General features: G+C 72.0%; 19 protein-coding genes and 1 pseudogene. 2 read left to right on the top strand and 18 right to left on the bottom strand.

Annotation, left to right across the window (positions count from 1 at the left end; genetic code table 11):
- Positions 1-42: 42 nt before the first annotated feature.
- The 17 genes and pseudogenes from ABT369_RS23155 to mraZ form a co-directional block, all read right to left on the bottom strand.
- The gene (locus ABT369_RS23155; protein WP_502891809.1) at positions 43-840 is read right to left on the bottom strand and encodes a hypothetical protein; all 798 of its coding nucleotides are present in this window, start codon (positions 838-840) and stop codon (positions 43-45) included.
- Between the two features lie 262 nt (positions 841-1102).
- Positions 1103-1900, bottom strand: a complete 798-nt coding sequence (locus ABT369_RS23160) for a DivIVA domain-containing protein (RefSeq protein ID WP_350614805.1) — start codon at positions 1898-1900, stop codon at positions 1103-1105.
- Positions 1901-1949: 49 nt separating this feature from the next.
- Positions 1950-2255, bottom strand: coding sequence for a YggT family protein (locus tag ABT369_RS23165; protein WP_344612605.1), 306 nt, complete (start codon positions 2253-2255; stop codon positions 1950-1952).
- Between the two features lie 17 nt (positions 2256-2272).
- Positions 2273-2956, bottom strand: a complete 684-nt coding sequence (locus ABT369_RS23170; RefSeq protein ID WP_350614807.1) for a cell division protein SepF — start codon at positions 2954-2956, stop codon at positions 2273-2275.
- 126 nt (positions 2957-3082) lie between these two features.
- Positions 3083-3790, bottom strand: coding sequence for a YggS family pyridoxal phosphate-dependent enzyme (locus ABT369_RS23175; protein WP_350614809.1), 708 nt, complete (start codon positions 3788-3790; stop codon positions 3083-3085).
- Positions 3791-3869: 79 nt separating this feature from the next.
- Positions 3870-4982, bottom strand: coding sequence for a cell division protein FtsZ (ftsZ, locus tag ABT369_RS23180; RefSeq protein ID WP_350614811.1), 1113 nt, complete (start codon positions 4980-4982; stop codon positions 3870-3872).
- A 335-nt stretch (positions 4983-5317) separates the two neighbouring features.
- Positions 5318-6079, bottom strand: coding sequence for a cell division protein FtsQ/DivIB (locus tag ABT369_RS23185; RefSeq protein WP_350614813.1), 762 nt, complete (start codon positions 6077-6079; stop codon positions 5318-5320).
- A 19-nt stretch (positions 6080-6098) separates the two neighbouring features.
- On the bottom strand, positions 6099-7541 hold the full coding sequence (gene murC, locus ABT369_RS23190) for a UDP-N-acetylmuramate--L-alanine ligase (RefSeq protein WP_350614814.1): 1443 nt from the start codon (positions 7539-7541) through the stop codon (positions 6099-6101).
- Between the two features lie 136 nt (positions 7542-7677).
- A complete protein-coding gene (gene murG / locus ABT369_RS23195; RefSeq protein WP_350614815.1) occupies positions 7678-8784 on the bottom strand; it encodes an undecaprenyldiphospho-muramoylpentapeptide beta-N-acetylglucosaminyltransferase in 1107 nt (368 codons plus the stop codon).
- Positions 8784-10181, bottom strand: a complete 1398-nt coding sequence (locus ABT369_RS23200) for an FtsW/RodA/SpoVE family cell cycle protein (protein ID WP_350614817.1) — start codon at positions 10179-10181, stop codon at positions 8784-8786. Before ABT369_RS23200 ends, murG begins: the two co-directional genes overlap by 1 nt.
- A 61-nt stretch (positions 10182-10242) precedes the next feature.
- Positions 10243-11364 (bottom strand): phospho-N-acetylmuramoyl-pentapeptide-transferase, encoded by a 1122-nt coding sequence (gene mraY, locus ABT369_RS23205; RefSeq protein ID WP_350614819.1) that lies wholly within the window; start codon positions 11362-11364, stop codon positions 10243-10245.
- Positions 11361-12761, bottom strand: coding sequence for a UDP-N-acetylmuramoyl-tripeptide--D-alanyl-D-alanine ligase (locus ABT369_RS23210; RefSeq protein ID WP_350614821.1), 1401 nt, complete (start codon positions 12759-12761; stop codon positions 11361-11363). The genes mraY and ABT369_RS23210 overlap by 4 nt, the downstream gene beginning before the upstream one ends.
- Entirely contained in the window at positions 12758-14230 is a 1473-nt protein-coding gene (locus tag ABT369_RS23215; RefSeq protein ID WP_350614822.1) for a UDP-N-acetylmuramoyl-L-alanyl-D-glutamate--2,6-diaminopimelate ligase, read from the bottom strand. The genes ABT369_RS23210 and ABT369_RS23215 overlap by 4 nt, the downstream gene beginning before the upstream one ends.
- Before the next feature lie 45 nt (positions 14231-14275).
- On the bottom strand, positions 14276-16408 hold the full coding sequence (locus ABT369_RS23220; protein ID WP_350614823.1) for a peptidoglycan D,D-transpeptidase FtsI family protein: 2133 nt from the start codon (positions 16406-16408) through the stop codon (positions 14276-14278).
- A gap of 261 nt (positions 16409-16669) precedes the next feature.
- Entirely contained in the window at positions 16670-16990 is a 321-nt protein-coding gene (gene ftsL / locus ABT369_RS23225) for a cell division protein FtsL (protein ID WP_350614825.1), read from the bottom strand.
- A 293-nt stretch (positions 16991-17283) separates the two neighbouring features.
- Positions 17284-18213: pseudogene (rsmH, locus tag ABT369_RS23230) on the bottom strand (16S rRNA (cytosine(1402)-N(4))-methyltransferase RsmH); the annotation flags it as partial.
- A 203-nt stretch (positions 18214-18416) separates the two neighbouring features.
- Complete coding sequence (gene mraZ / locus ABT369_RS23235) at positions 18417-18848, bottom strand: division/cell wall cluster transcriptional repressor MraZ (RefSeq protein WP_350615145.1); 432 nt, start codon at positions 18846-18848, stop codon at positions 18417-18419.
- 413 nt (positions 18849-19261) lie between these two features.
- On the opposite strand from mraZ, the gene ABT369_RS23240 reads away from it, so the two are divergent.
- Entirely contained in the window at positions 19262-20506 is a 1245-nt protein-coding gene (locus ABT369_RS23240; protein ID WP_350614827.1) for a Mur ligase family protein, read from the top strand.
- Entirely contained in the window at positions 20496-21206 is a 711-nt protein-coding gene (locus tag ABT369_RS23245; protein ID WP_350614829.1) for a type 1 glutamine amidotransferase, read from the top strand. The genes ABT369_RS23240 and ABT369_RS23245 overlap by 11 nt, the downstream gene beginning before the upstream one ends.
- 42 nt (positions 21207-21248) lie before the next feature.
- Here ABT369_RS23245 and leuS read toward each other — a convergent pair whose 3' ends face one another.
- Positions 21249-24116: a leucine--tRNA ligase gene (gene leuS / locus ABT369_RS23250; RefSeq protein WP_350614830.1), complete on the bottom strand. Its 2868-nt coding sequence runs from the start codon at positions 24114-24116 to the stop codon at positions 21249-21251.
- Positions 24117-24247: the final 131 nt, after the last annotated feature.

A 24247-nucleotide genomic window follows, 5' to 3' on the forward strand; every position in this document is an offset into this window, starting at 1 on the left:
AGGCCGTGACGGCAGGAGCGTCACGGCCTTCTGAACGTCGTCCTACCGCCGGGCGGCGAGCATCACGTCGTTCGGCGCGCACATCGCGCACGGGGTGAACCCGAGCTCGACCGCCTCGTGGGCCGGCAGCGGCTCGTGCTCGCGGCCCAGCAGGTGCGGGCAGCTCGGCACGTGGTAGCGCGGGCGGCCGTCGATGACGAGCACGTCGTCGTGCAGCGCTGCGACGCGGGCGAGGTCGGCCGCCGTGGAGAGCTCGATCGCGGGCTCGTCCGCCGGGTCCTCGTCGTCGTAGTCGTCATCGTCGTCATCGTCGGCGGCCGCGGCGGGCTCCTGGTAGGCGCTCTCGTAGGCGCCGGCCGGCGGGTCCTGGTCGTACTGCGGCGGGTACTCGTCGTAGCGGCCGCCGCTGTCGCCCTGCTGCGGGATGGCGGACTCGGGCTCGTCCCGCAGCGGGGCCATCATCGCCGTCTCGTCCGCGACCGCGGGCCGCCCGCCCGTGGAGCTTCCGTAGGTGGTACCCGCGCGCGCCCCGGCCCCGACCGCCTGGCGCTCGACGCGCCGGCCGTACTCCCCCGCGTGCTCCTCGTCCTCGCCGCCGAGCTCGTCCGAGCCGAGGTGGGAGGCGAACGGGTCGTAGCGCTCCGAGGGCACCTGCCGCCCGGTGCGGGTGGTGCGGGCCGAGCGCGCCGCCGCGGCCTGGCGACCGCCCACGATCAGCGCTACCGCGGCCAGCAGGCTTGCCCCGATGGACGCCACCAGCAGGGCGTCCGAGCCCTGCAGCAGGCCCAGCACGAGCAGGCCGACGGCCACCACGATCAGCAGCAGGCTTCCGACGATCACGGCCCTGTCCCTCCGCACAGCGAATCCCGGGGCGAGTACCGAAAGGCCTCTCCGGGCGAGTGTCTCTCAGCCGGTACAACGAACGAGCCTGTCGGAAGTCTCCCAGAATGACCGGCGCCCCAGTCGAATTTCGACTGGGGCGCCGCGTGTCGCATTGACCGGCCGCGTGTCGGCCGCTGCCGGTCAGCCGCTCTGTGCCGTCACTTCACTCGTGTGGGTGCCGTGCTGGTTCGTGCTCGGCCACGCTCGGGGGACCAGCGGGTCAGCGACCCGCACCCTCGTAGCCGCCCGCGAGGCCGGCCGTGGCCAGGCCGCCGCCGACCGCCGGGCGCGCCGCGCCCTCGCCGCGCTGCGCCATCTCGGCCTCGAGGCTCTGCTCGCGACCGGTGAGGTCGCGCAGCTGGCTCTCCAGGTAGGCCTTGAGGCGGGTGCGGTACTCGCGCTCGAACTGCTTGAGCTCCTCGATGTGCTTCTGCAGAGCGGTGCGCTTGGCGTCCAGGCCGCCCATGGCCTCCTGGTGGCGCTGGCGGGCGTCACGCTCGAGCGCGTCGGCCTTCGCGCGCGCGTCGCGGGTGACCTCCTCGGCCTTGGTGCGGGCCTCGGACAGAAGCTTGTCGGCCTCGCGGCGCGCGTCGGACACGTGGTCGTCCGCGGTGCGCTGGGCCATCATGAGCACGCGCAGCGCCTGCTGCTCGCCGTCGCCGGTTGCACCGGCGCCGCCCGGACCGCCCTGGGCCCGGATCTGGTCGAGCTCCTGCTGCATCCCGCGGGCGGCCTGCTCCGCGGAGGACTTCTCGCGCTGGACGCGCTCGAACTGCGTCTTGAGGTCGGCGAGCTCCGCGGCCAGGCGGGGGTCGCCGCCGGCGCCGGGCGCCACGCGGGCGGGGCCACCGCCGCGCTCGAGCTGCGCGCGCAGCTCGTTGTTCTCTTCGATCAACCGGGCGAGCTCACGCTCGACCTCGTCGAGGAAGGCGTCGACCTCCTCCTCGTCGTAGCCCCGCTTGCCGATTGGGGGCTTCTTGAAGGCGACGTTGTGAACGTCGGCCGGGGTCAGCGGCATCGAAACTCCTCGGGTCAGTTGCGGCCGCGTGGCCGCCGAGCGGTGCGTGTCACGAGAACGCCGCGATCAGCCGCCCTAACACGACGTACATCAGCACGAACAGGATAACCAGCAGCACAAGCGAAGACAGGTCCACGGCCACGGTACCAATACGCAGCGGACGAATCACCCGCCTCAACGCTTTGAGCGGCGGATCGGTGACGCTCCACACCACTTCCAGCGCCGCCGCCGCGCCCCGGCCGGGTTGCCAGCGGCGTCCGAACTGCATGACGTAGCCCATCACGAAGCGTGCGAGGAGCGCCACCAGGAAGAGGTAGAGCAGCAGATGCACGATCTGCAAGGTGATGGACACCACGGTCGTTGAGTCCTCGCTCAGCTCTGGTTGAAGAACCCGCCCTCGGCGATCTTAGCTTTGTCCTCTGCGGTGACCTGGACATTTGCCGGTGAGAGCAGGAAGACTCGGTTGGTCACCCGCTCGAAGTTACCACGCAGGCCGAATACGAGTCCGGCCGCGAAGTCGACCAAACGTTTGGCGTCCGCCTCGTCCATTTCGGTGAGGTTCATGATCACCGGCACGCCGTCGCGGAAGTGCTCACCGATCGTGCGGGCCTCGTTGTAGGTGGTCGGGTGCAGCGTGGTGATCGCGTAACGGCGGTCGTCGCTGTCCTCGTCCACCTGGGCGCGCTCACGGACGGAGCTGGTCGGGGCGAGTGCGAGATTGTCGCGCGTCGGGTAGCTGACCGACGTGTTCGGGCGCGTGATCGAGCGCACGGTGCTGGTCCGGCTCGAGGAGCCGGTCTCCAGGCGCTCGGCGGCCGACAGGCGCTCCGAGGCGGACAGCCGCTCGGACGACGAGAGCCGGTCGGAGGCCGAGATGCGCTCCGAGGCCGACAGCCGCTCCGAGGTCGTGCGGGAACGCGGCGCCGGGACCTCGTCGACGTCGTCCTCGTCGTCGAGAAGGTCGTCGCCGTACCGGTAATGACGATCGTCGTACCCACGATCGTCCTCGTCCTCGACGAGACCGAGCCAGACGCCCGCCCTGCGCAGAGCACCCATCCGCGCTCCTCCGTCCACCGCCATGCGGCACTTCCCCCCGTTGTCGGTGCCACCGATCACGTTGTGCGACACCGCCCCGCCGGCGCAGAACCACACCCGTGTAGTTTTCCGTTCCCGCGGGCCAGGCTACCCCAGCGGGGTGCGTTTTCCGAGCAATGCGCTGCCGACACGAACGTGTGTCGAGCCGTGCAGAATCGCGGATTCGAGATCGTCGCTCATACCCGCCGAAATCCAGTCCGCCGCACCGTCCGGACCGGAAAAACGCTGACGAATGCGCGCCGCGATCGCCTCGAGCCGGGCGAATGCCTCGTCCGGCTCCCAGCCCAGCGGCGCGACCGCCATGACCCCGCGCAGGGCGAGGCCGGGGCTGGCCGCGATCGCCTCGGCGACCTTCTCGACCTGTCCCGTGAGCGCACCGCCGCGGTGCTCGTCGTCGTCCAGGCTGACCTGCACCAGCGCCCCCAGCGGGGTCTCCCGCCCGGCCTTGAGCACGGCGTCGGCCAGGGCGTCCACCAGGCGCAGGCTGTCCACGGAGTGCACGACATCGGCGTAGCCGGCCACCGAGCGCGCCTTGTTGCGTTGCAGCTGCCCGACGAAGTGCCAGCGCAGGCCGGGCACGGCGGCGGCCTTGGGGGCCGCCTCCTGGTCCCGATTCTCGCCGACGTCACGCACGCCCAGCTCGGCCAGCCGGGCCACGTCCTGCGCCGGGTAGGTCTTCGTGATGGCCACCAGGGTGACCGATTCCGGCTCGCGTCCGGCGGCGTGGCAGGCCGCGGCGATCCGCTCCCGCACCGAGGCGAGATTGGCCGCGATCTGCTCGGTCCGCACGTCCACGAAAACCTCCTGAAAACGGCGATTGGGCAGGCCGCTCTTGCGGCCTACCCAATTCAAGCAGAGGTTACGCCGTGATCAATCACGCACCGTTCTTCAGAAAGTCGGGCACGTCGACGTCGTCGAACAGGACCCGCCGGGGCGGCGGCGGGGCCTGGCGCTCCTGCGGGGCCGGCTCCTTGGGCTGGCTGTGCTGCGGGCCGTGCGGCGTGCGCGGGGCCCGCGCCTCGATCGGGCGGTACGCCGGGGCGCCCCCGTCGAAGCCGGCCGCGATGACCGTGACGCGCACCTCGTCGCCGAGCGCGTCGTCGATGACCGCGCCGAAGATGATGTTCGCGTCCGGGTGGGCGGCGTCGGTGACCAGCTGCGCCGCGTCGTTGATCTCGAACAGGCCCAGGTCGGAACCGCCGGCGATGGACAGCAGCACGCCGCGCGCGCCGTCCATGCTCTGCTCCAGCAGCGGGCTGGAGATGGCCGACTCGGCGGCCTCGACCGCGCGGTTGTCGCCGCGGGCGCTGCCGATGCCCATGAGCGCGCTCCCGGCTCCGCTCATGACGCTCTTGACGTCGGCGAAGTCGAGGTTGATGAGGCCGGGCGTGGTGATCAGATCGGTGATGCCCTGCACACCGGAGAGCAGCACCTGGTCGGCCTGGCGGAACGCGTCCATCATGCTGATGCCGCGGTCACCGAGCGCCAGGAGCCGGTCGTTGGGGATCACGATGAGCGTGTCGCACTGGTTGCGCAGCTCCTCGATGCCCGCCTCGGCCTGCACCTGCCGGCGCTTGCCCTCGAACGAGAACGGCCGGGTGACCACGCCGATGGTCAGCGCGCCGAGCTTCCGCGCGATGTTGGCCACGACGGGCGCGCCGCCGGTGCCAGTCCCGCCGCCCTCGCCACAGGTGACGAAGACCATGTCGGCGCCCTTGAGCACCTCTTCGATCTCGTCGCGGTGGTCTTCGGCCGCATTCTTGCCGACATCGGGATTGGCGCCCGCACCCAGCCCGCGGGTCAGTTCCCGGCCGACGTCGAGCTTGACGTCGGCGTCGCTCATCAGCAGTGCCTGGGCGTCGGTGTTGATCGCGATGAACTCGACGCCCTTGAGGCCAACCTCGATCATGCGATTGACGGCATTGACCCCGCCGCCGCCGATGCCGACGACCTTGATGACCGCGAGATAGTTGTGCGGATGTGTCATCGGACCACCTTTCCTTTCGAGGTTGGCGAGCGCCGATCCTGTCCGGTGCCGAGCGATGAATCCCGGTCCGATCCCTGAGGGACCTGTCCCGAGCCCGACCCCGTGACGGGCGGCGTCCGCCAATGCGAACGCAGCGGATGGGGGTCCCGCAAACCCTCACCCTTTACTAGAGGCTTATAGTTATGTCAACTAATGCCTTATCGCAAGGTAAGGGCCCGACTGTCGTGATCCAAGGACCGTGCCCCGGCGTGTCGGGCGATTCGCCTGCGACGCCGTCGAATTCCTAACGGCCGCGGCGAGCCCGGTGTGACGGGCAGGTGCCCACTTGTCCGGGCTCACTTCTCCAGTACGACGCCGGGCGCGCTCACGTCGAGGGTGCGCCCCGGCTCGATCGTCGTGCGCTCCAGGACCCGCACCTTGGCCGCGTTCTGGGTGGCGTCGCCCCACAGCACGACCCGATCTCCGGTCAGCTCCAGCTTGATCCGGGTCGGCGACTCGGCGACCAGCGCCGTCATCTGCGCGAGCACCGGCGGGGAGAGCGCGGCCAGCACGGTCAGGGCACTCTCGGTGGTGGCGTCGCCGGGCTCGGGCTGGGCGACACGGACCATCGGCAGGCCCGGCGGCGCGGCGTCGACCGGCAGGAACGCCACCCCCTCGGCGTCGAGCAGCGTGAAGCCGCCGACCTTGGGCACGGCCGCGACCGCGGTGCGCTCGGTCACCGCGATCGCGAGGGTGTGCGGGTAGTGCGTCTGGACCTGCACGGTGCGCACCGGCTTGAGCGCCTCGCGCACGCGGCGCTCGACCGCGCGCACGTCCACCCGCGGCATCGGGGTGCCGTCGCGCACGGCGGCGGCCGCGCGCACCGACGCCGGGTCGAGCACGCCGGCGCCGGCGACCTCGATGCGCTCGACGCCGAGGGCCGGGGTGAGGTACACCACCGCCGCCGCCCCGCCGAGCAGCGCCACGAGCCCCAGCGCCACGAGCCAGGGCAGCGCCGCGCGGAGGCGGTGCCGCCGGGCCCGGGCCGCGAAGAGCCGCACCGACGGCGGCGCATCGCGGGGGGCCAGGACGAGCCGCCATCCGCGCGTCTGGCTCACCGGCGATCAGTCCTTACCGTCAGTCGTCGGCCCGCGAGTGCCGGCCCACGTACTCGTCCGGCTCGTCCCCGCCCTTGAGCGCGGCGAGCAGCTCGTCGCCCATGAGCGAGATCGGCGGTGCGCCCATCGTGACGACCACGTCGCCCTCGCGGACGCGGGCCACCACCTCGCCGGGCACGTCCTCCCACGACGGCACGAACACCTTCTGCGCGTCGGGCAGGCTCACCGCCGCGGTCAGCGCGACGCCGCCCTCGCCGGGCTCGCGCACCTCGCCGGGGCCGAAGACCTCCATGATCACGGCCTCGTCGGCGAGCGAGAGGCCCTCCGCGATCTCGGCCTGGAAGTCGCGGGTGCGGTACACCCGGTACGGCTGGAACACCACCACGAGCCGCCCGTCGCCGGCCACCTCGCGCAGCGTGCGCAGGGCCGCCGCGATCGGCACCGGGTGGTACGCGTACTCGTCGTAGACCCGCACCCCACCCTCGGTGCCCTTGAACTCGAAGCGGCGGCGCACGCCCGGGAACGTCGCCAGGCTCTCGATCGCCGTCTCGGCCGGCACGCCCAGCCGCAGCGCGGTGAGGATCGCCCCGGCCGAGTTGAGGCCCAGGTGCGCGCCCGGCACCGGCAGGAACACCTCGCCCAGCGGCACCCCGTCGTGGTGGGCCATGTAGCGCACCCCGTGCACGGACGAGCGGACCTCGCTGATGCGCAGGTCGGCGTCGGGCGCGGTGCCGTAGGTGACGATGTCGGCGCCGGCCGCCCGGGCCCGCACCGCCATCCGCATCGCGCCCGGGTCGTCGGCGCACGTGACCACGAACCCGCCCGGCTCGACCCGGCCGCAGAACTCGACGAACGCGTCCTCGAGGCCCTGCAGGTCGCCGTACGTGTTGAGGTGGTCGGCGTCGATGTTGGTGACGAGCGCGACGTGCGGGGAGTAGAGCAGGAACGAGCGGTCGCTCTCGTCGGCCTCGGCCACGAACAGCTCGCCGCTGCCGTGGTGGGCGCTGGAGCCGATCGCGGAGATCTCCCCGCCGATCACGAACGACGGGTCGAGCCCGGCGTGCTGGAGGATCAGCGTGATCATCGAGGTGGTGGTCGTCTTGCCGTGCGTGCCGGCCACGGCCACGGCGCGCCGGCCGTTCATGGTCGCGGCCAGGGCCTCGGAGCGGTGCAGCAGGCGCAGGCCCCGCTCGCGGGCGGTGACGAGCTCGATGTGGTCCTTGGGGATGGCGGTGGAGTAGACGACCGTGTCCACGCCGTCGAGGTTGGACGGCTCGTGGGTGCGGTAGATCGTGCCGCCGAGGGCCTTGAGGGCGGCCAGGTGGGGCCACTCCTTGAGCTCGCTGCCCGAGGTCGGGATGCCGCGGGTGAGCAGCAGGCGGGCGAGCCCGCTCATGCCGACCCCGCCGACCCCGACGAGATGCACCTTGCCGAGCTCTTCCGCGGTAATCCCCGTGCTCATGCCGTCACCTCCGCAAGCTCCGGCGCCGGCCTGAGCTCCGCCCTGCGCTCCTGATGAGCGGCCACAACACCCGATCTGGCTCGATGGTGCTTCGCGACGATCGACCCAGACCGGGCGCCGCTTCGCTCCGTACCGCTCATGCTCCGACCACCTTCAGGAGGTACCGACGAAGGGCCTCGTCGCCGTCGCGGCGCCCGTATCCGGCGGCCGCGCGGCTCATCGCCTCGAGCCGGGCGCCGTCGCGCACCAGCGGGACGATCTGCTGGGCCACGTATTCGGGCGACAGGTCGCCGTCCTCGACGATCAGGCCGCCGCCGGCCTCGACCACCGGCAGGGCGTTGCGCCGCTGCTCGCCGTTGCCCCAGGGCAGCGGCACGTAGACCGCCGGGATGCCGATCGCCGCGGTCTCGGCGCAGGTGATCGCGCCGCCGCGGCAGATCGCCAGGTCACCGGCGGCGTAGCCGAGCTCCATCTCGGAGAGGAACTTGATCCGCACGTACGGCGCGGGCAGGCCGGCCGGGATGTCGAAGTCCTCGTTTCGGGCCCCGACGATGTGCAGCACCTGCACGCCGGCCGAGGTGATCGCCTTGGCCGCGCCGGCCACCGCGTTGTTGATCGAGCGGGCGCCCGAAGATGCACCGAAGACGAACAGCGTCGGAAGATTGGGGTCGAGGCCGAAATAGCGGCGGGCCTCGGCGCGGCGGGCAGCCCGGTCCAGGGTGGTGATGCTCTGCCGCAGCGGCACCCCGACCACTGGCGCGTCCGCCACGGCCGGCATCTGCCGGGCCTGGTGGGGGAAGCCGAGCACGACGTTCTTGGTGAACCGCATGGCCATCTTGTTGGCCACGCCCATCGGGACGTTGACCTCGTGGATCACGCTGGGCGTCTTGCGCCGCCAGGCGGCCAGGTAGGCCGGGACGGACACGTACCCCCCGAAGCCGACCACGGCGTCGGCGTTGACCTCGTCCAGGATCGCGCGGGCCGCCTTCGCCGCCCTCCACATCCGGTCCGGGGTGCGCACCAGGTTCATGTTCACCGAGCGCGGCAGTTGGTAGGCCGGGACGTGCCGCAGGTCGTAGCCGGCGCGCGGGATGAGGTCGTTCTCCATGCCGCTCGCCGAGCCCAGACACGTGATGCGGACGTCGGGGTCGTGCCTGCGCAGGCAGTCGGCGAAGGCCAGCAGCGGATAGATGTGCCCGCCGGTGCCTCCGCCGGCCAGCACCACCGAGCGCAGCGCTGCCATCAGGTGCTCCTTCCGCGGGGCGACCCCGCGAAGGTGGGCCGGCCCGTCGTGCGTGTCGAAGGGTCCGTGCCGTCGTCGTCCTCGCGAGCGCGCGGAAGCGGCGGCAACGGCGCCCAGAGTAGTCGCACCCATTTCCGCGGCGGACGGGCGTGCATGGCTCGCGCGCAGTCCGGCTCGGCGCGGGCCGCCGACGTGAGGATGCCGGCCGCGCCGAGCGCGACGACCAGGGCGCTGCCGCCGTCGGAGATGAACGGCAGCGGCAGGCCGGTGATCGGCATCAGGCCGACGACGCCGCCGATGTTGATGATCGCCTGGCCGACGAACCAGATCGTGATCGCCGCGGCGACCAGGCGGCGGAACGGGTCCTCGACGCGGCGGGCGATGCGCAGGCCGGTGTAGGTGAGCATGCCGAACAGCAGCAGCACGACCATGCAGCCGACCACGCCGAGCTCCTCGGCGACGATGGCGAAGATGAAGTCGTTGTGCGCGTTGGGCAGCCGGCCCCACTTGAGCTGGCCCTGGCCGAGGCCGACGCCGAACCAGCCGCCGTCGGAGACCGCCCACAGGCCGCGCAGGTACTGGTACCGCCCCGCCTTCGCGTCCGGGTCGATGCTCGGGTCGAAGAAGACCTTGAGCCGGTCCAGCCGGTAGTCCTTCTTGGCCGGCAGCAGGATGAGCGCGACCACGCCCGCGAGGAAGAACCCGCCGAGCCAGCCGAAGACCGGCAGCCGGGCCCCGGCCGCCCACAGCAGCCCGGTGAACAGCACCACCATGCAGATCATCGAGCCGAGGTCGTTGTAGCCCACGAGGAGCAGCAGCAGGATGGTCACCGGGAACAGCGGCATGGCCAGCTCGCGCCAGGTCATGATGGTGCGGCCCTTGCGCACGAGCAGGTCGGCGCCCCAGACCACGAGCGCGATCTTGGCCAGCTCGGCCGGCTGGATCTGGAAGCCGCCGACGTGCAGCCACAGGTCCTCGACCCAGATCGGCCCGAGATGGATCGCCGACGCGCTCTGCCCGTCGGGGGCGCGGCGGCCCGACAGCCAGCCCATCAGGTCCACGAAGCACATGAGCACGATCGAGGCGATCAGCATCGGGATGGCCACGGCGCGGAACGTGCGCACCGGCAGCCGCTGGCACACCCAGAACGCCAGCAGGCCGACCACGGCCGAGAGCGCCTGCTTGGCGATCGAGGTGAACGGACTGCCCGTGGTCGCGTAGCTGTTGACGCTGGTCACCGAGAACACCATGACCAGGCCGATGAACACGAGCAGGCCGACGCTGGACAGCAGCAGGTAGTAGGAGGCGAGCGGACGGTCCAGCAGACCCCGCAGCGACCCGACCAGGTTGGCGAGCCAGCCGCCCTCGTTCGGAACTTCCTCCCCGTCGCTCCTCATGCCGCCCATCATTCCGGCTGCGCCGCGGCCGGGCGGCCGCGACGCGCCGTCGGGATGTGCCTTAGGAGGCGCCGCTCATCACACGCAGGAAGTCGGCGGCGAAGAGCCCGAGGGCCGCCGCGACGCCGAGGCCGGAGATGATCCAGAACCGGACCACGATGTTGACCTCGCTCCATCCGGCCAGCTCGAAGTGGTGCTGGAGCGGGACCATCCGGAAGATGCGTTTGCCGGTGGTGCGGTACGACCCGATCTGCATGACCCAGGTCACCACGATGATCACGAAGAGCAGGCCCAGCAGCGGCAGCAGCAGGATGGTCTTCGTGGCCACCGCGAGCCCGGCGATGAGCGAGCCCAGCGCCATGGAGCCGGTGTCGCCCATGAAGATGCGGGCCGGGGACGTGTTCCACCACAGGAAACCGACGAGCGCGCCGACGGCGGCCCCGGCGATCAGGGCCATCTCCAGCGGGTCGCGCACGTCGTAGCAGTAGGGGGCCTGGTACGACGGGTCGGCGCACCAGTGCCGGTACTGCCAGAAGGCGATCGCCATGTAGCTGATCAGCACCAGGATCGACGTGCCGGTCGCGAGGCCGTCGAGGCCGTCGGTCAGGTTGACCGCGTTGGACATCGACATGACCACGAACACGAAGAAGATCACCGCGGCGATCTTGCCGATGTTCAGCCAGTCGATGTCGTGCACCCACGACAGCTTCGGGCTGGCCACGGTGGTGACGTCCTGGCGGCCGGTCTTGTCGGCGGAGACGTAGAGCGCGATCGCGCCGAAGATGGCGCCGATGAGCGCCTGGCCGATGAGCTTGCCCCGCTTGTTCAGGCCGTCGCTGTTGCGCTTGGCGACCTTGAGGTAGTCGTCGAGGAAGCCCAGCAGGCCGGTGAAGACGAACAGGCCCAGCAGCACGACGGCGGTGGCCGTCGGGCCGGCCGGGCGCAGCTGGGCGTCGGGCAGCGTGGTGAGCGCGATGTGCCCGCCGGTGTAGGCGACCAGCGTGGCGAAGATGAACACCACGCCGCCCATGGTCGGCGTGCCCTTCTTGCCGAGGTGGGTCTGCGGGCCCTCGGAGCGGATGGGCTGGTCGGCCTTCAGGCGGGTGAAGTACTTGATCGCGATCGGCGTGCCGAACAGCGAGATGAGAAACGCGACGAAGGCCGCGACGAAGACGGCCCTCACTTGCGGAAATCTTCCGTGCGCAGGGCGTCGGCGACGTCCCAGGTCCGGTAGCGCGATCCCTTGACCAGGACCACGTCGCGTGGAAGCAGCTCGGCGCGCAGCAGCGCCACGGCGGCCTCCTGATCGGTCACGAGCACCGAGTCTCCTCCCCAACTCGCCACGGCGGCCGCTCCGGTCAGGATCGGCGCGGCCTGCTCGCTGACGGCCACGAGACGGTCGACGCCGAGCTCCGCGGCGAGACGACCGACCTCCTCGTGTCCGGCTCGCTCGTACCCGCCGAGCTCCGCCATGAAGCCGAGCACGGCGATCTTGCGCCGCCCGCCGGCCACCGCGACGAGCGCGCGCAGCGCGGCCGCCATGGACGCCGGGTTGGCGTTGAACGAGTCGTCGATGACCGTGACATCGTCGGCACGGTCGAAGACATCCATCCTTCGGGTCGACAAACCCTCGAGATCGCCGAGTCCCGCCGCGATCGCGGCCGGCTCGAGGCCCGCCAGCGTCGCGACGGCCGCGGCGAGTAACGCGTTGCCGACGCTGTGGCGTCCCGCGACGCCGAGGCGGACCGGGACGGGCGCCGCGCCGGGGACGGTGAGGGTGAAGCCGAACCGGCCGCGGTCCAGGGCCACGACGTCGGTCGCGCGCACCTGCGCGTCGGCGGCCTCGCCGGCCAGCACGACGCGGCCCGTGGTGCGCCCGGCCATGGCCCGGACCCGCTCGTCGTCGGCGTTGAGCACCGCGACGCCGCCGGGGCCGAGCGCCTCGACCAGCTCGCCCTTGGCCTGCGCGATGCCGTCGACCGAGCCGAACTCGGCGATGTGCGCGACGCCCACGTTGAGCTCGACGACGACGTCCGGCGGGGCGATCTCGCAGAGGTACTTGAGGTGCCCGATCCCCCGCGCGCCCATCTCGAGCACGAGGAAGCGGGTGTGCTCGTCGGCCTTGAGCACCGTGTACGGCGTGCCGAGCTCGTTGTTCTCCGAGCCGGCGGTGGCCACGGTCGGGCCCTGCGTGGCGAGCAGCCGGGCGACGAGGTCCTTGGTGCTGGTCTTGCCCGAGGAGCCGGTGAGCGCGACGACGGTGATGTCCGCCTCGGCGTGCAGCCGGTCGAGCACCGCGCGGGCCAGCAGCCCGAGCGCGTGGCGGGGGTCGTCCACGACGACGACGGGCACCCCGGGCACGGGCCGGCTGCCGAGGACTCCGGCGGCGCCGTCGGCCATCGCCTTGGCGGCGAACTCGTGGGCGTCGACCTTCGCGCCCGCGAAGGCCACGAAGAGGCTCCCGGGACCGATCTTGCGGGAGTCGTACTCCACGCTGCCGTCGACCACCGCGTCCCCGCCGCCGCCGTGCAGCTCGCCACCGACGATCGCGGCGATCCCGGCCAGCGTCAGCGCGATCATGAGGCCGCCTCCGCCAGCGCGGCGGCCAGCTCCACCCGGTCGTCGAACGGGAGCACCTCGCCGCCCACCTCCTGGCCCGTCTCGTGCCCCTTGCCCAGCAGCGCGACCACGTCGCCGGGCTTGGCCTGCGCGACCGCGTGGGCGATGGCGTCGCGCCGCCCGCCGATCTCCACCACCTCGGCCGGGCCGCCCGCGGCCCCGGCGAGCACCTCGGCACGGATCGCGGCCGGGTCCTCGGTGCGCGGGTTGTCGTCGGTGACGATCACGAGGTCGGCCCCGTCGGCGGCGGCCCGGCCCATGAGCGGGCGCTTGCCGCGGTCCCGGTCGCCACCGGCCCCGACGACACAGAGCACCCGGCCGCCGCGCGAGGCCGCGAGGGTGCGCAGGGCCTTGAGGACCTCGACCATGGCGTCGGGCTTGTGCGCGTAGTCCACGACGCCGACGACCTCGCCGGGGGCCTCGACGCGCTCCATGCGCCCGGGCGAGCCCGGCGCCTCGGCCACGGCCCGGGCCGCGACGTCGAGGTCGACGCCGACGGCGACGAGGGAGGCGACGGCGAGCAGCGCGTTGGCCACGTTGTGCCGCCCGGGCAGCTGCACGCCCGAACGCGCCGTCCGTCCGCGCCAATGCACGTCGAACGCCTGGCCGTAGCCGGCGGTGGTCACGCCGGAGACACTGAAGTCGGCTTCGTCACCAGCAATGGAGTAGGTCCACGACCCGGGCTTGCGCAGTCGCATTACCGACACATCGTCGAAGTTGAGGATCTCCACGGCGGCGCGGCCGTCGAACAGGCGCGCCTTGGCCGCGAAGTAGGCGTCCACCGACGGGTGGAAGTCGAGGTGGTCCATGCCGAAGTTGGTGAAGCCGGCGGCGGCGAAGCGGACCCCGCCGACCCGGCCGACCTCGAGGGCGTGGCTGGAGACCTCCATGGCCACCGACTGCACGCCGCGCTCGAGCGCCGCGGCGAAGAGGGCGTGCAGGTCGGTCGCCTCGGGGGTGGTGCGGATGCTCTTGACGGTCAGGTCGCCCAGCCGGGTCTCGACGGTGCCGATGAGGCCCGTGACCTGGCCGGCGGCGCGCAGCCCGGCCTCGATGAGGTAGGTGGTCGAGGTCTTGCCCGCGGTGCCGGTGACGCCGATGGTGGTCAGCCGGCGGGTCGGCTCGCCGTACACCTTGGAGGCGACGTCGCCGAGCACGTCCCGGGGCCTGTCCACGACGATGAACGGGACCCCGGCGTCGGGGCGCACCCCGGCGGGGTCGGTGAGCACCGCGACCGCGCCGCGCTCGAGCGCCTCGGGGATGAACTGCGCCCCGTGCACCCTGGCTCCCGGCAATGCGGCATAAAGATCACCCGGCAGTACCGCGGAGCTACTGTGCGTCACCCCCGTGACCGCAACATCTTCCGAGCCGCCGCCCAGCTCACCGATGAGCGTGGGGCGGACATTCCGCGGACGGGGATAGCCGGGCACGGGGTCAGACCCTACCCGCCCGTCCGCGAAGCCCCGGAGCCGGTGTCACGGGTAGATCGTCAGCTTCGGCGGCTCGGTGCCGGTCGGGGTGACCCCGAACGTGGACAGGGTGAGCGCCATCATCTCCTTGAACGCCGGCGCGGCCACCGAGCCGCCGGCGCCGCCGGGCACGTGGGCGTTCACCGCGATCACGTAGCGCGGTGCCTCGGCCGGGGCCATGCCGATGAACGACACGACGTCGCCGGGGGCGTAGCCGCCGTTCTGGGGCAGCTTCGAGGTGCCGGTCTTGCCGGCGATGCGGTACCCCGGGATCGCCGCCTGCTTGCCGGTGGCGTCGTCGAGCGTGGTCACGCCCTCGAGCATCACCCGCAGCTCCTGCGCGACCTTGGGGTCGAGCACCCGGCGGGTCTGCTGGGCCGGCGGCTTCGTCACGGTGCCGTCGGGCCCGATGATCTTCTTCACCAGGGTCGGCTGGACGTAGAGGCCGTCGTTGGCGATCGTGCCGTACACCGCCGCCATCTGCAGGGCCGTCGTGGCCACACCGTTGCCGATCGGGATCGAGCCCGGGCTGGAGCCGGTCCACTGGTTCGGCGGCAGGAGCTGGCCGGGCGACTCGTTGGGCAGCCCGACGCCGGTGCGCTGACCGAGGCCGAACTTCTGCTGGTACTCGTACAGCTTGTCCTTGCCCAGCTGGTCCGCGACCGCGATGGTGCCGACGTTGGACGACAGCGCCAGGATGCCCGGGATGGTCATCTGCGTACCGTCGCGCTGCGGCGGGTGATCGGTGTAGGTGGTGTCGCCCTTCTTCACCTTCGAGTTCACCGTGACCGCCGTGCCCGGGGTGATGATCCCCTCCTGGAGCGCGGCGCCCATGACGATCGCCTTGTGGATCGAACCGGGGTCGAAGACCGTCGCGGTGCACTGGTCCTTGAGCAGGTTCGGGTCGCTGCGGCCCGGGTCGGCGGCGGCGAAGGACGGGTAGCTGGCCATCGCCATCACCTCCATCGTGCGCGCGTCGAGCACGACGGCCGTGGCAAAGTCGGCCTTCAGCGGCTCCATCCGCTCGGCGAGGGCGCTCTGCACCGAGAACTGCAGGTCCTGGTCGATGGTGAGCTCCACGTTGCTGCCCGGGCGGGCCGGCTTGAGCTCCTCGTAGCCGTAGGGCAGCGGCTTGTCGAGGTCGCCCTCGCCGTGCTCGTACACGTGCAGCCCGTCGACGCCGCGCAGCACCGAGTCGTACTGCTTCTCGATGCCCATCTGCCCGTTCAGGTCGGGCTTGGACGTGAAGCCGATGATGTTCGAGGCCAGGTCGTAGCCGGGGATCTCGCGGCGCTCGTCGCGGTCGACCTTGAGCGCGCCGACGTGCAGCCCCTCGATGCGGTCGCCGTCGGCCGGCTCGATCTGGTGCACGAGGTATTCGAAGCGCACGTTGGTCCGGCCGTCGGCGGCCTTGTGCGGGGTCATCTTGCGCACGAGGTCGGAGCGCAGGACGCCGTACTTGTCCAGGATCGTGAAGAGCTTGTCGGCCAGCGCCTCGGGGTCCTTCACCGCCATCGGGTCGACGGCGACGTAGCGGGTCTCGACCGAGTGCACCAGGATCTTGCCGTTGCGGTCCAGGATGGCGCCGCGCGAGGCCGGCAGCACGGCGCGCACGAGGCGGTCCTTGAGCCCCTCGGCGGCGTAGGCGCTCGCGTCCGTCAGCTGCAGCTGCACCAGGCGCACGCCGATCGCGGCGAACAGCACCAGCGCGAGCACGGTGGCCAGGCGCAGGCGGCGGCGCGGTTCGGCGAGCTTGGGCAGGCCGGGGCGGCGCTTGAGCCGGGGCACGCTCACCCGGCTCTGCTTCTTGCGCACCGGGATGCGCTTGGCGGGGGCCTTGCGCGGGTTCGCCACCCTGCGCAGCGGCGGGTTCGCGGCCTTGCGGCCGGCCGGGTTCGCGGGCTTGCGGGCGGGCGGGGTGCGCCGCTGCCGCGGCGCCGGCTCCTCCCGGTCCAGGTCGATCGGGTCGGGCTCGGGTTCGGGCGCCGCGGGGCGGCGGCTCGCGCGCCGCGGCTGCTCGCTGCGCCCGCCCTGGATCACCTCCAGGGCGGGGCGGAACGGGTCCCCGCGCCCGCCCGCGTCGACCGAGGCGTCGCGCACGGAGCGCCCGCGCGGCGTGTACCGCTTCGCCTCGGACATCGTCCCGCGCAGCGGCGGCTCGTCGGCCGCCCCGCCCGAACGGGAACGGGCGGAGGCACCGGTACCCCCCGCACCGGCGCGACCGCCCGTTCGCTGCCGGCCGGCGCCGCTCCCGCGCTCGGTGGTCTCCCGGCGCCCGGCGCCCCCGCGCCGCTCGCCGCCCCGCCGATCAGGAGTGTCGCCAGCCATGGTCCTGACTTCCGTTCGCGTCCACAGTGGATCCACAGTGGATCCCGCTCTGGACTTGGTGGAATCGCTTGGTTACTTGCTCGGCCCGGGCATCTCCAGCTTGGTGCCGTCGGGCAGCACCAGGAACGCCGGCGTGCGCGAGGGCACGAGCCCCAGCTGCTTCGCCCGCGACGCGAGCGTCACCGGCGACTCCTTGTTGGCCAGATCGCTGCGCAGCCGCTCCTCGTCGCGGTCGAGGCCCGCCTGCTTGGTCTTCAGCGCGTCGAGCTTGAACGCGTTCTCGGCGATCCGGGTGTTGAGCACCAGGATGCCCACGACGCCCGAGAGCACCAGCACCAGCACCAGCGCCACGAAGGGCGCCCGCGGCGCACTGACCGGTGCCGGTGGTGCCACCCGCAGACGGCCCTCCCGCCCCGGTCGGGCGGGCTGGGTCGACGGCTGGGCGGACCTGGTTGCGTGCTCGGTCTCGGGCTCCGGCTCGTACTGCGGCTGCAGTGCCGTCGCACCGTCGATCTGTGGGTCCCGTCGCGCCTCGAACTGCTCAGCGTCGCGCCCCGTGGTCCGGCCCCCCGACCGCGGTGCACTGCGCTGACTCCTTCCCTGCCGGTCAGCCGGCAGTGTCGTCACGTTCATCACACCTCCCCCAGTGTGTCTGCCCGAACTCCAGACGGATTCGGGCCTGGCTTGCGTTCCACCGCGCGGAGCCGAACCGACGCCGCGCGCGGGTTGGCCGCTGTTTCGGCCGCGCCGGAGAGCTCGGCCCCCCGGGTGAGCGCCCGCAGCTCCGGTTCGCTGCCGGGCGGCTCGAACGGCAGCTCGACCGGGACGGTCGAGCGGGTCCGTTCCGTGATCGCCTGTTTGACGAGGCGGTCCTCGAGTGAGTGGTACGACAGCACGACCAGCCGCCCCCCGGGCCGCAGCGCGTCGAGCGCCGCGGGGATCGCCGACTCGAGGACCGCGAGCTCGCGGTTGACCTCGATGCGCAGCGCCTGGAAGGTGCGTTTGGCCGGGTGACCGCCGGTGCGCCGGGCGGGCGCGGGGATGGCGTCACGGACGAGTTCGGCAAGGCGGGCCGAGCTCGTCAGCGGCGTCTTCTCACGCTCCCGGACGATGGACGCGGCGATGCGGGAGGCGAACTTCTCCTCCCCGTAGACGCGCAGGACCCGGGCCAGCTCGCCGTGGCTGTAGGTGTTGAGCACCTCGGCCGCGGTCGTGCCGCGCGTCTGGTCCATGCGCATGTCCAGCGGTGCGTCCTGGGCGTAGGCGAACCCCCGCCCGGCGTCGTCGAGCTGCATCGACGACACGCCCAGGTCGAACAGTCCGGCGTCGATCCGCTCGCCGCCGAGGACCTCGGGCAGCTCGTCGTAGACGGCGTGCACGAGGCGGATCCGGTCGGCGAACGGTGCCAGCCGCTTCGCCGCGAGGCCGAGGGCCTGCGGGTCGCGGTCCAGGCCCAGCAGCCGGGCCTGCGGGTGCGCGCGGAGCACGGCCTCGGCGTGGCCGCCGAGGCCGAGGGTGGCGTCGAGGTACAACGCTCCCGGCCGGGCCAGCGCGGGGGCGAGCAGCTCGAGGCAGCGCTCGAGCAGCACGGGCACGTGAACGTCCCGCTCCCCCATCGTCGCCCCCCTGCCGGCGGCGGGATTCGCGGTCCCGCCGTGGTACTCCCCAAAACGTGCTCACGTGCGCGAGCGCCGTACCGCCAGCTCCCCATCCGCCCCTCCGCCCTGGCGCCGGGGAAGTGGCGTCAGGACTTCGAGAAACTCTGAGCGGCTGGAGAGCTGCCGGTACGGCGGCCTCAAAGTCGGTTGCTGCAGGGATCTCACAGCCCTCCCGGCAGCACCCCCTCCTCGATGCCCGCGAAGTCCTCTTCGCTCTCGGCGAGGTAGGTGTCCCACGCCTGGCGGTCCCAGATCTCCACCCGGGTGCTCGCCCCGATCACCACGAGGTCGCGGTCCAGCCCGGCATACTCGCGCAGATGCTGCGGGATGGTGACCCGGCCCTGGCGGTCGGGAACCTCGTCGTGGGCGCTGGCGAAGAACACCCGGCCGTAGGCGCGGGCCGCCTTGTTCGTCATCGGTGTGGCGCGAAGCTGTTCGGCGATCCGGGCGAATTCGGCGCCGGGGAACACGTAGAGGCAGCGCTCCTGTCCCTTGGTGATCACGACACCTCCCGCCAGCTCGTCCCGAAACTTGGCCGGCAGGATCAACCGGCCCTTTTCGTCCAGGCGAGGAGTGTGGGTGCCCAGAAACACGGACAACCACCCCTTCCCACCGCGAACGGTCCCCCCGGGGCCGGCCGAGCCCCCCGGCTCCGCCATCGCGCTCCACTGTACTCCACTTCCCTCCACCGTCAACGGAAAACCGCCCGATCCAGGCGCGCGTCGTGTGAAGAAATCCCACGTCAAACGGGGTGGAGCCTGGTGGAGGAGCCCGGGCGTGCCCGATCGGGGGAGGCGGTTCCACCGACTCCAGGATTCGGACATATCGCCCTCTTGGCCGGACATCTCCACACACTCGGCGCGTCCGGGGTTTCGGGTGGAGGAAAGTGGGGGAACCCGTGGAGCGGTGTGGAGCGCGCGGGTCCGGGCGGTTCGCCGGTGGACCCGTTGGGGGTGTCGCGCGGGCCGGGTAGGGTCAGCGCATCGCCGGACACCGTGGAAGCGAGATGACGGACAACAAGCTGCCGATGCGGGCCAAGCTCGCCACCTCACTGTCGCGCGGCGCCGCCGCGCTGTCACGCGCCACCGGACGGGGCGACGGCTCGGTCATCGGCGGCCGGATCGGCCTCATGGTCGACCCGAACCTGCTCGCCGAGCTCGCCGCGGGCCGGGAGATCGCGCTGATCTCCGGCACCAACGGCAAGACGACCACCACGCGCCTGACCGCGGCCGCGATGGGCGTGCTGGGCGACGTGGCCACCAACAGCCTCGGCGCCAACATGCCGACCGGGCACACCTCGGCGCTGGCCAAGGCGGGCGCGACGCCGTATGCGGTGCTGGAGGTCGACGAGCACTACCTCAAGCAGGTGCTCGACCAGACCAAGCCGCGGGTCGTCGCGCTGCTGAACCTGAGCCGCGACCAGCTGGACCGGGCCAAGGAGGTCGCCATGATGGCGGCCCTGTGGCGCGACGCGCTGCCCGGCCGCGGGCTGCACCTCGTCGCCAACGCCGACGACCCGATGGTCGTGTGGGCCGCGGGCAAGGCCGTGGCCCAGGGCACCGCGGTGACGTGGGTCGCCGCGGGCCAGCGCTTCCACGACGACTCCTGGGTGTGCCCGGAGTGCGGCGGGTCCATCGAGCGCAACGGCGAGCAGTGGGCCTGCGCCGAGGGCAACCTGAGCCGGCCGGTCCCCCACTGGACGGTGTCCGGGGACGGCGTGGTCGACAACACCGGGACGTACCACCAGATCACGCTGCAACTGCCGGGCCGGGTGAACCGCGCGAACGCCGCGACCGCCCTGGCCGTCGCCGCGCAGTTCGGGGTGCCGCCGGCCAAGGCGGTGCCGGAGCTGGCCAAGGTCGCCTCGGTGGCCGGTCGCTACGCCACGGTGCACCGCGACGGGCGCGTCATCCGGCTGCTGCTGGCCAAGAACCCGGCCGGCTGGCTGGAGTCGTTCGACATGGCCGAGGACGTCCCCACGCTGCTCGGCATCAACGCCCGGGACCCCGACGGGGCCGACACGTCCTGGCTGTACGACGTCGACTTCTCCCCGCTGCGCGGGCGCCGGGTGCTCATCACCGGCGACCGGGCCATGGACCTGGCGGTGCGGCTGGAGGTCAACGAGGTGCCGTTCGAGCACGTGCGCTCGTTCGGGCAGGCGCTCTCGCTCGTGCCGCCGGGGCGGCTCGAGGTCATCGCCAACTACACCGCCTTCCAGGACATCCGAGCGGAGCTGGACCGTGTCAACTGAGTCGCACCTGCGCCTGATCTGGCTGTACCCGGACCTGCTGTCCACCTACGGCGACCGGGGCAACCTGCTCATCCTGGCCCGCCGCGCCGACCTGCGCGGGCTGCCGGTGGAGTGCGCCGAGGTGCGCGCGGACCAGCCGGTGCCGGCCGACGGGGACGTCTACCTCATCGGCGGCGGCGAGGACGGCCCGCAGGCCCTGGCCGCCCAGCGCCTGGCCGCCGACGGCAACCTGCACCGGGCCGTGGAGCGGGGCGCGACGGTGTTCTCGGTGTGCGCGGGCTACCAGCTCATGGGGCACTCGTTCTTCGCGAAGGGGGCGAAGTACCCGGGCCTGAGCCTGCTGGACATCGACTCCGACCGGGGCGAGACCCGCGCGGTGGGCGAGCTGGCCGGGGAGATGCACCCGGCGCTGGGCCTGCCGACGCTGACCGGCTTCGAGAACCACGGCGGGCGCACCCACCTCGGCCCGGGCGTGAAGCCGCTGGCCAAGGTGACCACCGGCATCGGCAACGACGGGCAGTCCGAGGGCGCCTGGAACGGCCGGATCCTGGGCACGTATTCGCACGGCCCGGCCCTGGCCCGCAACCCCGCGATCGCGGACCTGCTGCTGCGCTGGGCGACCGGGATGACCATGGAGCCGATCGACGACCGCTGGCCGACGGCCCTGCGCAACGAGCGCCTGGCCGCCGTCGCCAAGTAGGTCCCGCGCCGGGGCCCCGTCGCCGGGGCCCCGACCGCGTTTTCAGATCACGACCGAGACCATGCGGCCCTTGACCACGATGACCTTCTTCGGGGTCTTGCCGGCCAGCTGCTCGGCCACCGCGTCCAGGGCGGCCGCGCGGACCGTCTCCTCGTCGGCGTCCGCGGCGATGTCGACCTTGCCGCGCACCTTGCCGTTGACCTGCACCGGGATCGTCACCGACTCGGCCACCAGGTAGGCCGGGTCGGCGGCCGGGAAGTCCGCGTAGGCGACCGAGGTCTCGTTGCCCAGCCGCTGCCACAGCTCCTCGGCCAGGTGCGGGGCGAACGGCGCGATCAGGCGGACCAGCGGGTCGGCGACCTCGCGCGGGGTGCCCGCGGCGGAGACCTGGGTGACCCGGTTGGTCAGCTCGATCATCTTGGCGATGGCCGTGTTGAAGCGCATCTCCTCGATGTCGCCCCGCACGCCGTCGATGACCCGGTGCAGCAGCCGGCGCGTCTCGTCGTCCAGTGCTTCCTGGCCGGCGCCGTCGATCACGCGGGTGGCGTCGTTCTGCTCGTCCACGACCAGCCGCCAGACGCGCTGCAGGAAGCGCTGGGCGCCGACGACCGCGCGGGTCTCCCAGGGGCGGGAGACGTCCAGCGGCCCCATCGACATCTCGTACACCCGGAAGGTGTCCGCGCCGTAGCGCTCGCACATCTCGTCGGGCGTCACGACGTTCTTCAGGGACTTGCCCATCTTGCCGTACTCCCGGGTGACCTCCTGCTCACCGTAGTAGTACTTGCCGCCGGCGCCCTCCCGGACCCGCTCGGCCTCGACGTACACGCCGCGGGCGTCCTTGAACGCGTACGCCTGGATGTAGCCCTGGTTGAACAGCTTGCGGAACGGCTCCTGCGAGCTCACGTAGCCGCGGTCGAACAGCACCTTGTGCCAGAAGCGCGCGTACAGCAGGTGCAGCACCGCGTGCTCGACGCCGCCCACGTACAGGTCGGCGCCGCCGACGTCGCCGGGCTGCTGCGGGCCCATCCAGTACCGCTCGTTGGCCGGGTCGACCATCTTCGTGGCGTTGGCCGGGTCCAGGTAGCGCAGCTCGTACCAGCTCGAGCCCGCCCACTGCGGCATGACGTTGGTCTCGCGGGTGTACGTCTTCGGCCCGTCGCCCAGGTCCAGGGTCACCTCGACCCACTCCTTGGCCCGCGACAGCGGCGTCTCCGGCATGCTGTCGGCGTCGTCGATGTCGAACGTGCGCGGCGAGAAGTCCTCGACCTCGGGCAGCACGACGGGCAGCATCGAGTCGGGCAGCGCGACGGGCATCCCGTTCTCGTCCCACACGATCGGGAACGGCTCGCCCCAGTACCGCTGCCGGCTGAACAGCCAGTCGCGCAGCCGGTAGGTGATGGCGCCGACTCCGTGGCCGTTCTCCTCCAGCCAGTCGATGATCGAGGCCTTGGCCTCCGTGACGCCCATGCCGTTCAGGAACGACGAGTTGATCGCGGGGCCGTCGCCGGTGTATGCCTTGCCGTCGGCCGGGAAGTCGGCGGACGGCTGGACCGTGCGGATGATCGGCAGCCCGAAGACCTCAGCGAACTCCCAGTCGCGCTCGTCCTGCCCGGGCACCGCCATGATGGCGCCGGTGCCGTAGCCGGCCAGCACGTAGTCGGCGATGAACACCGGGACGTCCCGGCCGTCGACCGGGTTCGTCGCGTAGGCCCCGGTGAAGACGCCGGTCTTCTCCTTGGCGTCGGCCTGGCGCTCGACGTCGGACTTCGACGCGGCGAACGCGCGGTAGGCGGCGACGGCCTCGGCCGGGGTCGCGGCCCCGCCGGTCCACTTCTCGTTCACGCCCTCGGGCCAGGCCGCGGGCACCAGCTCGTCGACCATGGCGTGCTCGGGGGCCAGCACCATGTACGTCGCGCCGAACAGGGTGTCGGGGCGCGTGGTGAAGACCCGGATCGGGGTGCCCGCCGCGGTGGCGAAGTCCACGTGGGCGCCGCGCGACCGGCCGATCCAGTTGCGCTGCATGGACTTGACCTTCTCGGGCCAGTCCAGCCGGTCCAGGTCGTCCAGCAGCCGGTCGCCGTAGGCGGTGATCCGCATCATCCACTGGCGCAGGTTGCGCTTGAAGACCGGGAAGTTGCCGCGCTCGCTGCGCCCGTCCGGGGTGACCTCCTCGTTGGCCAGCACCGTGCCCAGGCCCGGGCACCAGTTGACGGGGGCCTCGGTGATGTAGGCCAGCCGATGCTCGTCGACGATCCGGCGCCGCTCGGCCACGCTCAGCGAGTCCCAGTCGCGGGCGCCCTCGTCCGAGTCGGGCACCGGCCGGGTGCCGGCCGCGAACTCCTCGATCAGCTCCTCGATCGGGCGGGCCTTGGCCTGCTCGGGGTCGAACCACGAGTTGAAGATCTGCAGGAAGATCCACTGGGTCCAGTGGTAGAACTCGGTGTCCGTGGTGGCGACGCTGCGCCGGTCGTCGTAGGCCAGACCCAGGCGGCGCAGCTGGCTGCGGTACCGCTCGATGTTCGCCTCGGTCGTGGTGCGCGGGTGGGTGCCCGTCTGCACCGCGTACTGCTCCGCGGGCAGGCCGAACGAGTCGAAGCCCATCGGGTGCAGCACGTTGTAGCCGGCCATGCGGAAGTACCGCGTGTAGCAGTCGGTGCCGATGTACCCCAGCGGGTGCCCGACGTGCAGGCCGGCGCCCGACGGATAGGGGAACATGTCCATCACGTACAGCTTCGGCGCCCCGGCCCGCGGGTGGTTCGGGTCGCTGAGCGGGCCGGTCGGGTTCGGCGCGTGGAAGGTGCCGTGCTCGGACCAGTAGTCCTGCCAGCACGCCTCGATGTCCGCCGCCATCGCCGCGGTGTACCGGTACGGCGGGATGTCGACCGCTCCGTCGGTCACTGCCTCGCTCATGACTTCGTCGCCACCTCAGGTCTCGGAATTCCCTAGCATTGTCCGGGCATGAAAAAACCCCTCACGCAGGAGGGGTCGCCGTGCCGTCGCGAGGTGTGTTCGCGTCAGCACGGCTCGCTAAGAAGCCGGAC

Source organism: Dactylosporangium sp. NPDC000244 (assembly GCF_040300725.1).
Taxonomy (GTDB): domain Bacteria; phylum Actinomycetota; class Actinomycetes; order Mycobacteriales; family Micromonosporaceae; genus Dactylosporangium.

Coding starts and splice junctions, on each gene's coding strand:
- ABT369_RS23160 (WP_350614805.1), bottom strand. CDS start 1,900: ATGCCGCTGACCCCGGCCGACGTTCACAACGTCGCCTTCAAGAAGCCC.
- ABT369_RS23170 (WP_350614807.1), bottom strand. CDS start 2,956: ATGGGTGCTCTGCGCAGGGCGGGCGTCTGGCTCGGTCTCGTCGAGGAC.
- ftsZ (WP_350614811.1), bottom strand. CDS start 4,982: ATGACACATCCGCACAACTATCTCGCGGTCATCAAGGTCGTCGGCATC.
- murC (WP_350614814.1), bottom strand. CDS start 7,541: ATGAGCACGGGGATTACCGCGGAAGAGCTCGGCAAGGTGCATCTCGTC.
- murG (WP_350614815.1), bottom strand. CDS start 8,784: ATGGCAGCGCTGCGCTCGGTGGTGCTGGCCGGCGGAGGCACCGGCGGG.
- ABT369_RS23200 (WP_350614817.1), bottom strand. CDS start 10,181: ATGAGGAGCGACGGGGAGGAAGTTCCGAACGAGGGCGGCTGGCTCGCC.
- ABT369_RS23210 (WP_350614821.1), bottom strand. CDS start 12,761: ATGATCGCGCTGACGCTGGCCGGGATCGCCGCGATCGTCGGTGGCGAG.
- ABT369_RS23220 (WP_350614823.1), bottom strand. CDS start 16,408: ATGTCCGAGGCGAAGCGGTACACGCCGCGCGGGCGCTCCGTGCGCGAC.
- ABT369_RS23240 (WP_350614827.1), top strand. CDS start 19,262: ATGACGGACAACAAGCTGCCGATGCGGGCCAAGCTCGCCACCTCACTG.
- leuS (WP_350614830.1), bottom strand. CDS start 24,116: ATGAGCGAGGCAGTGACCGACGGAGCGGTCGACATCCCGCCGTACCGG.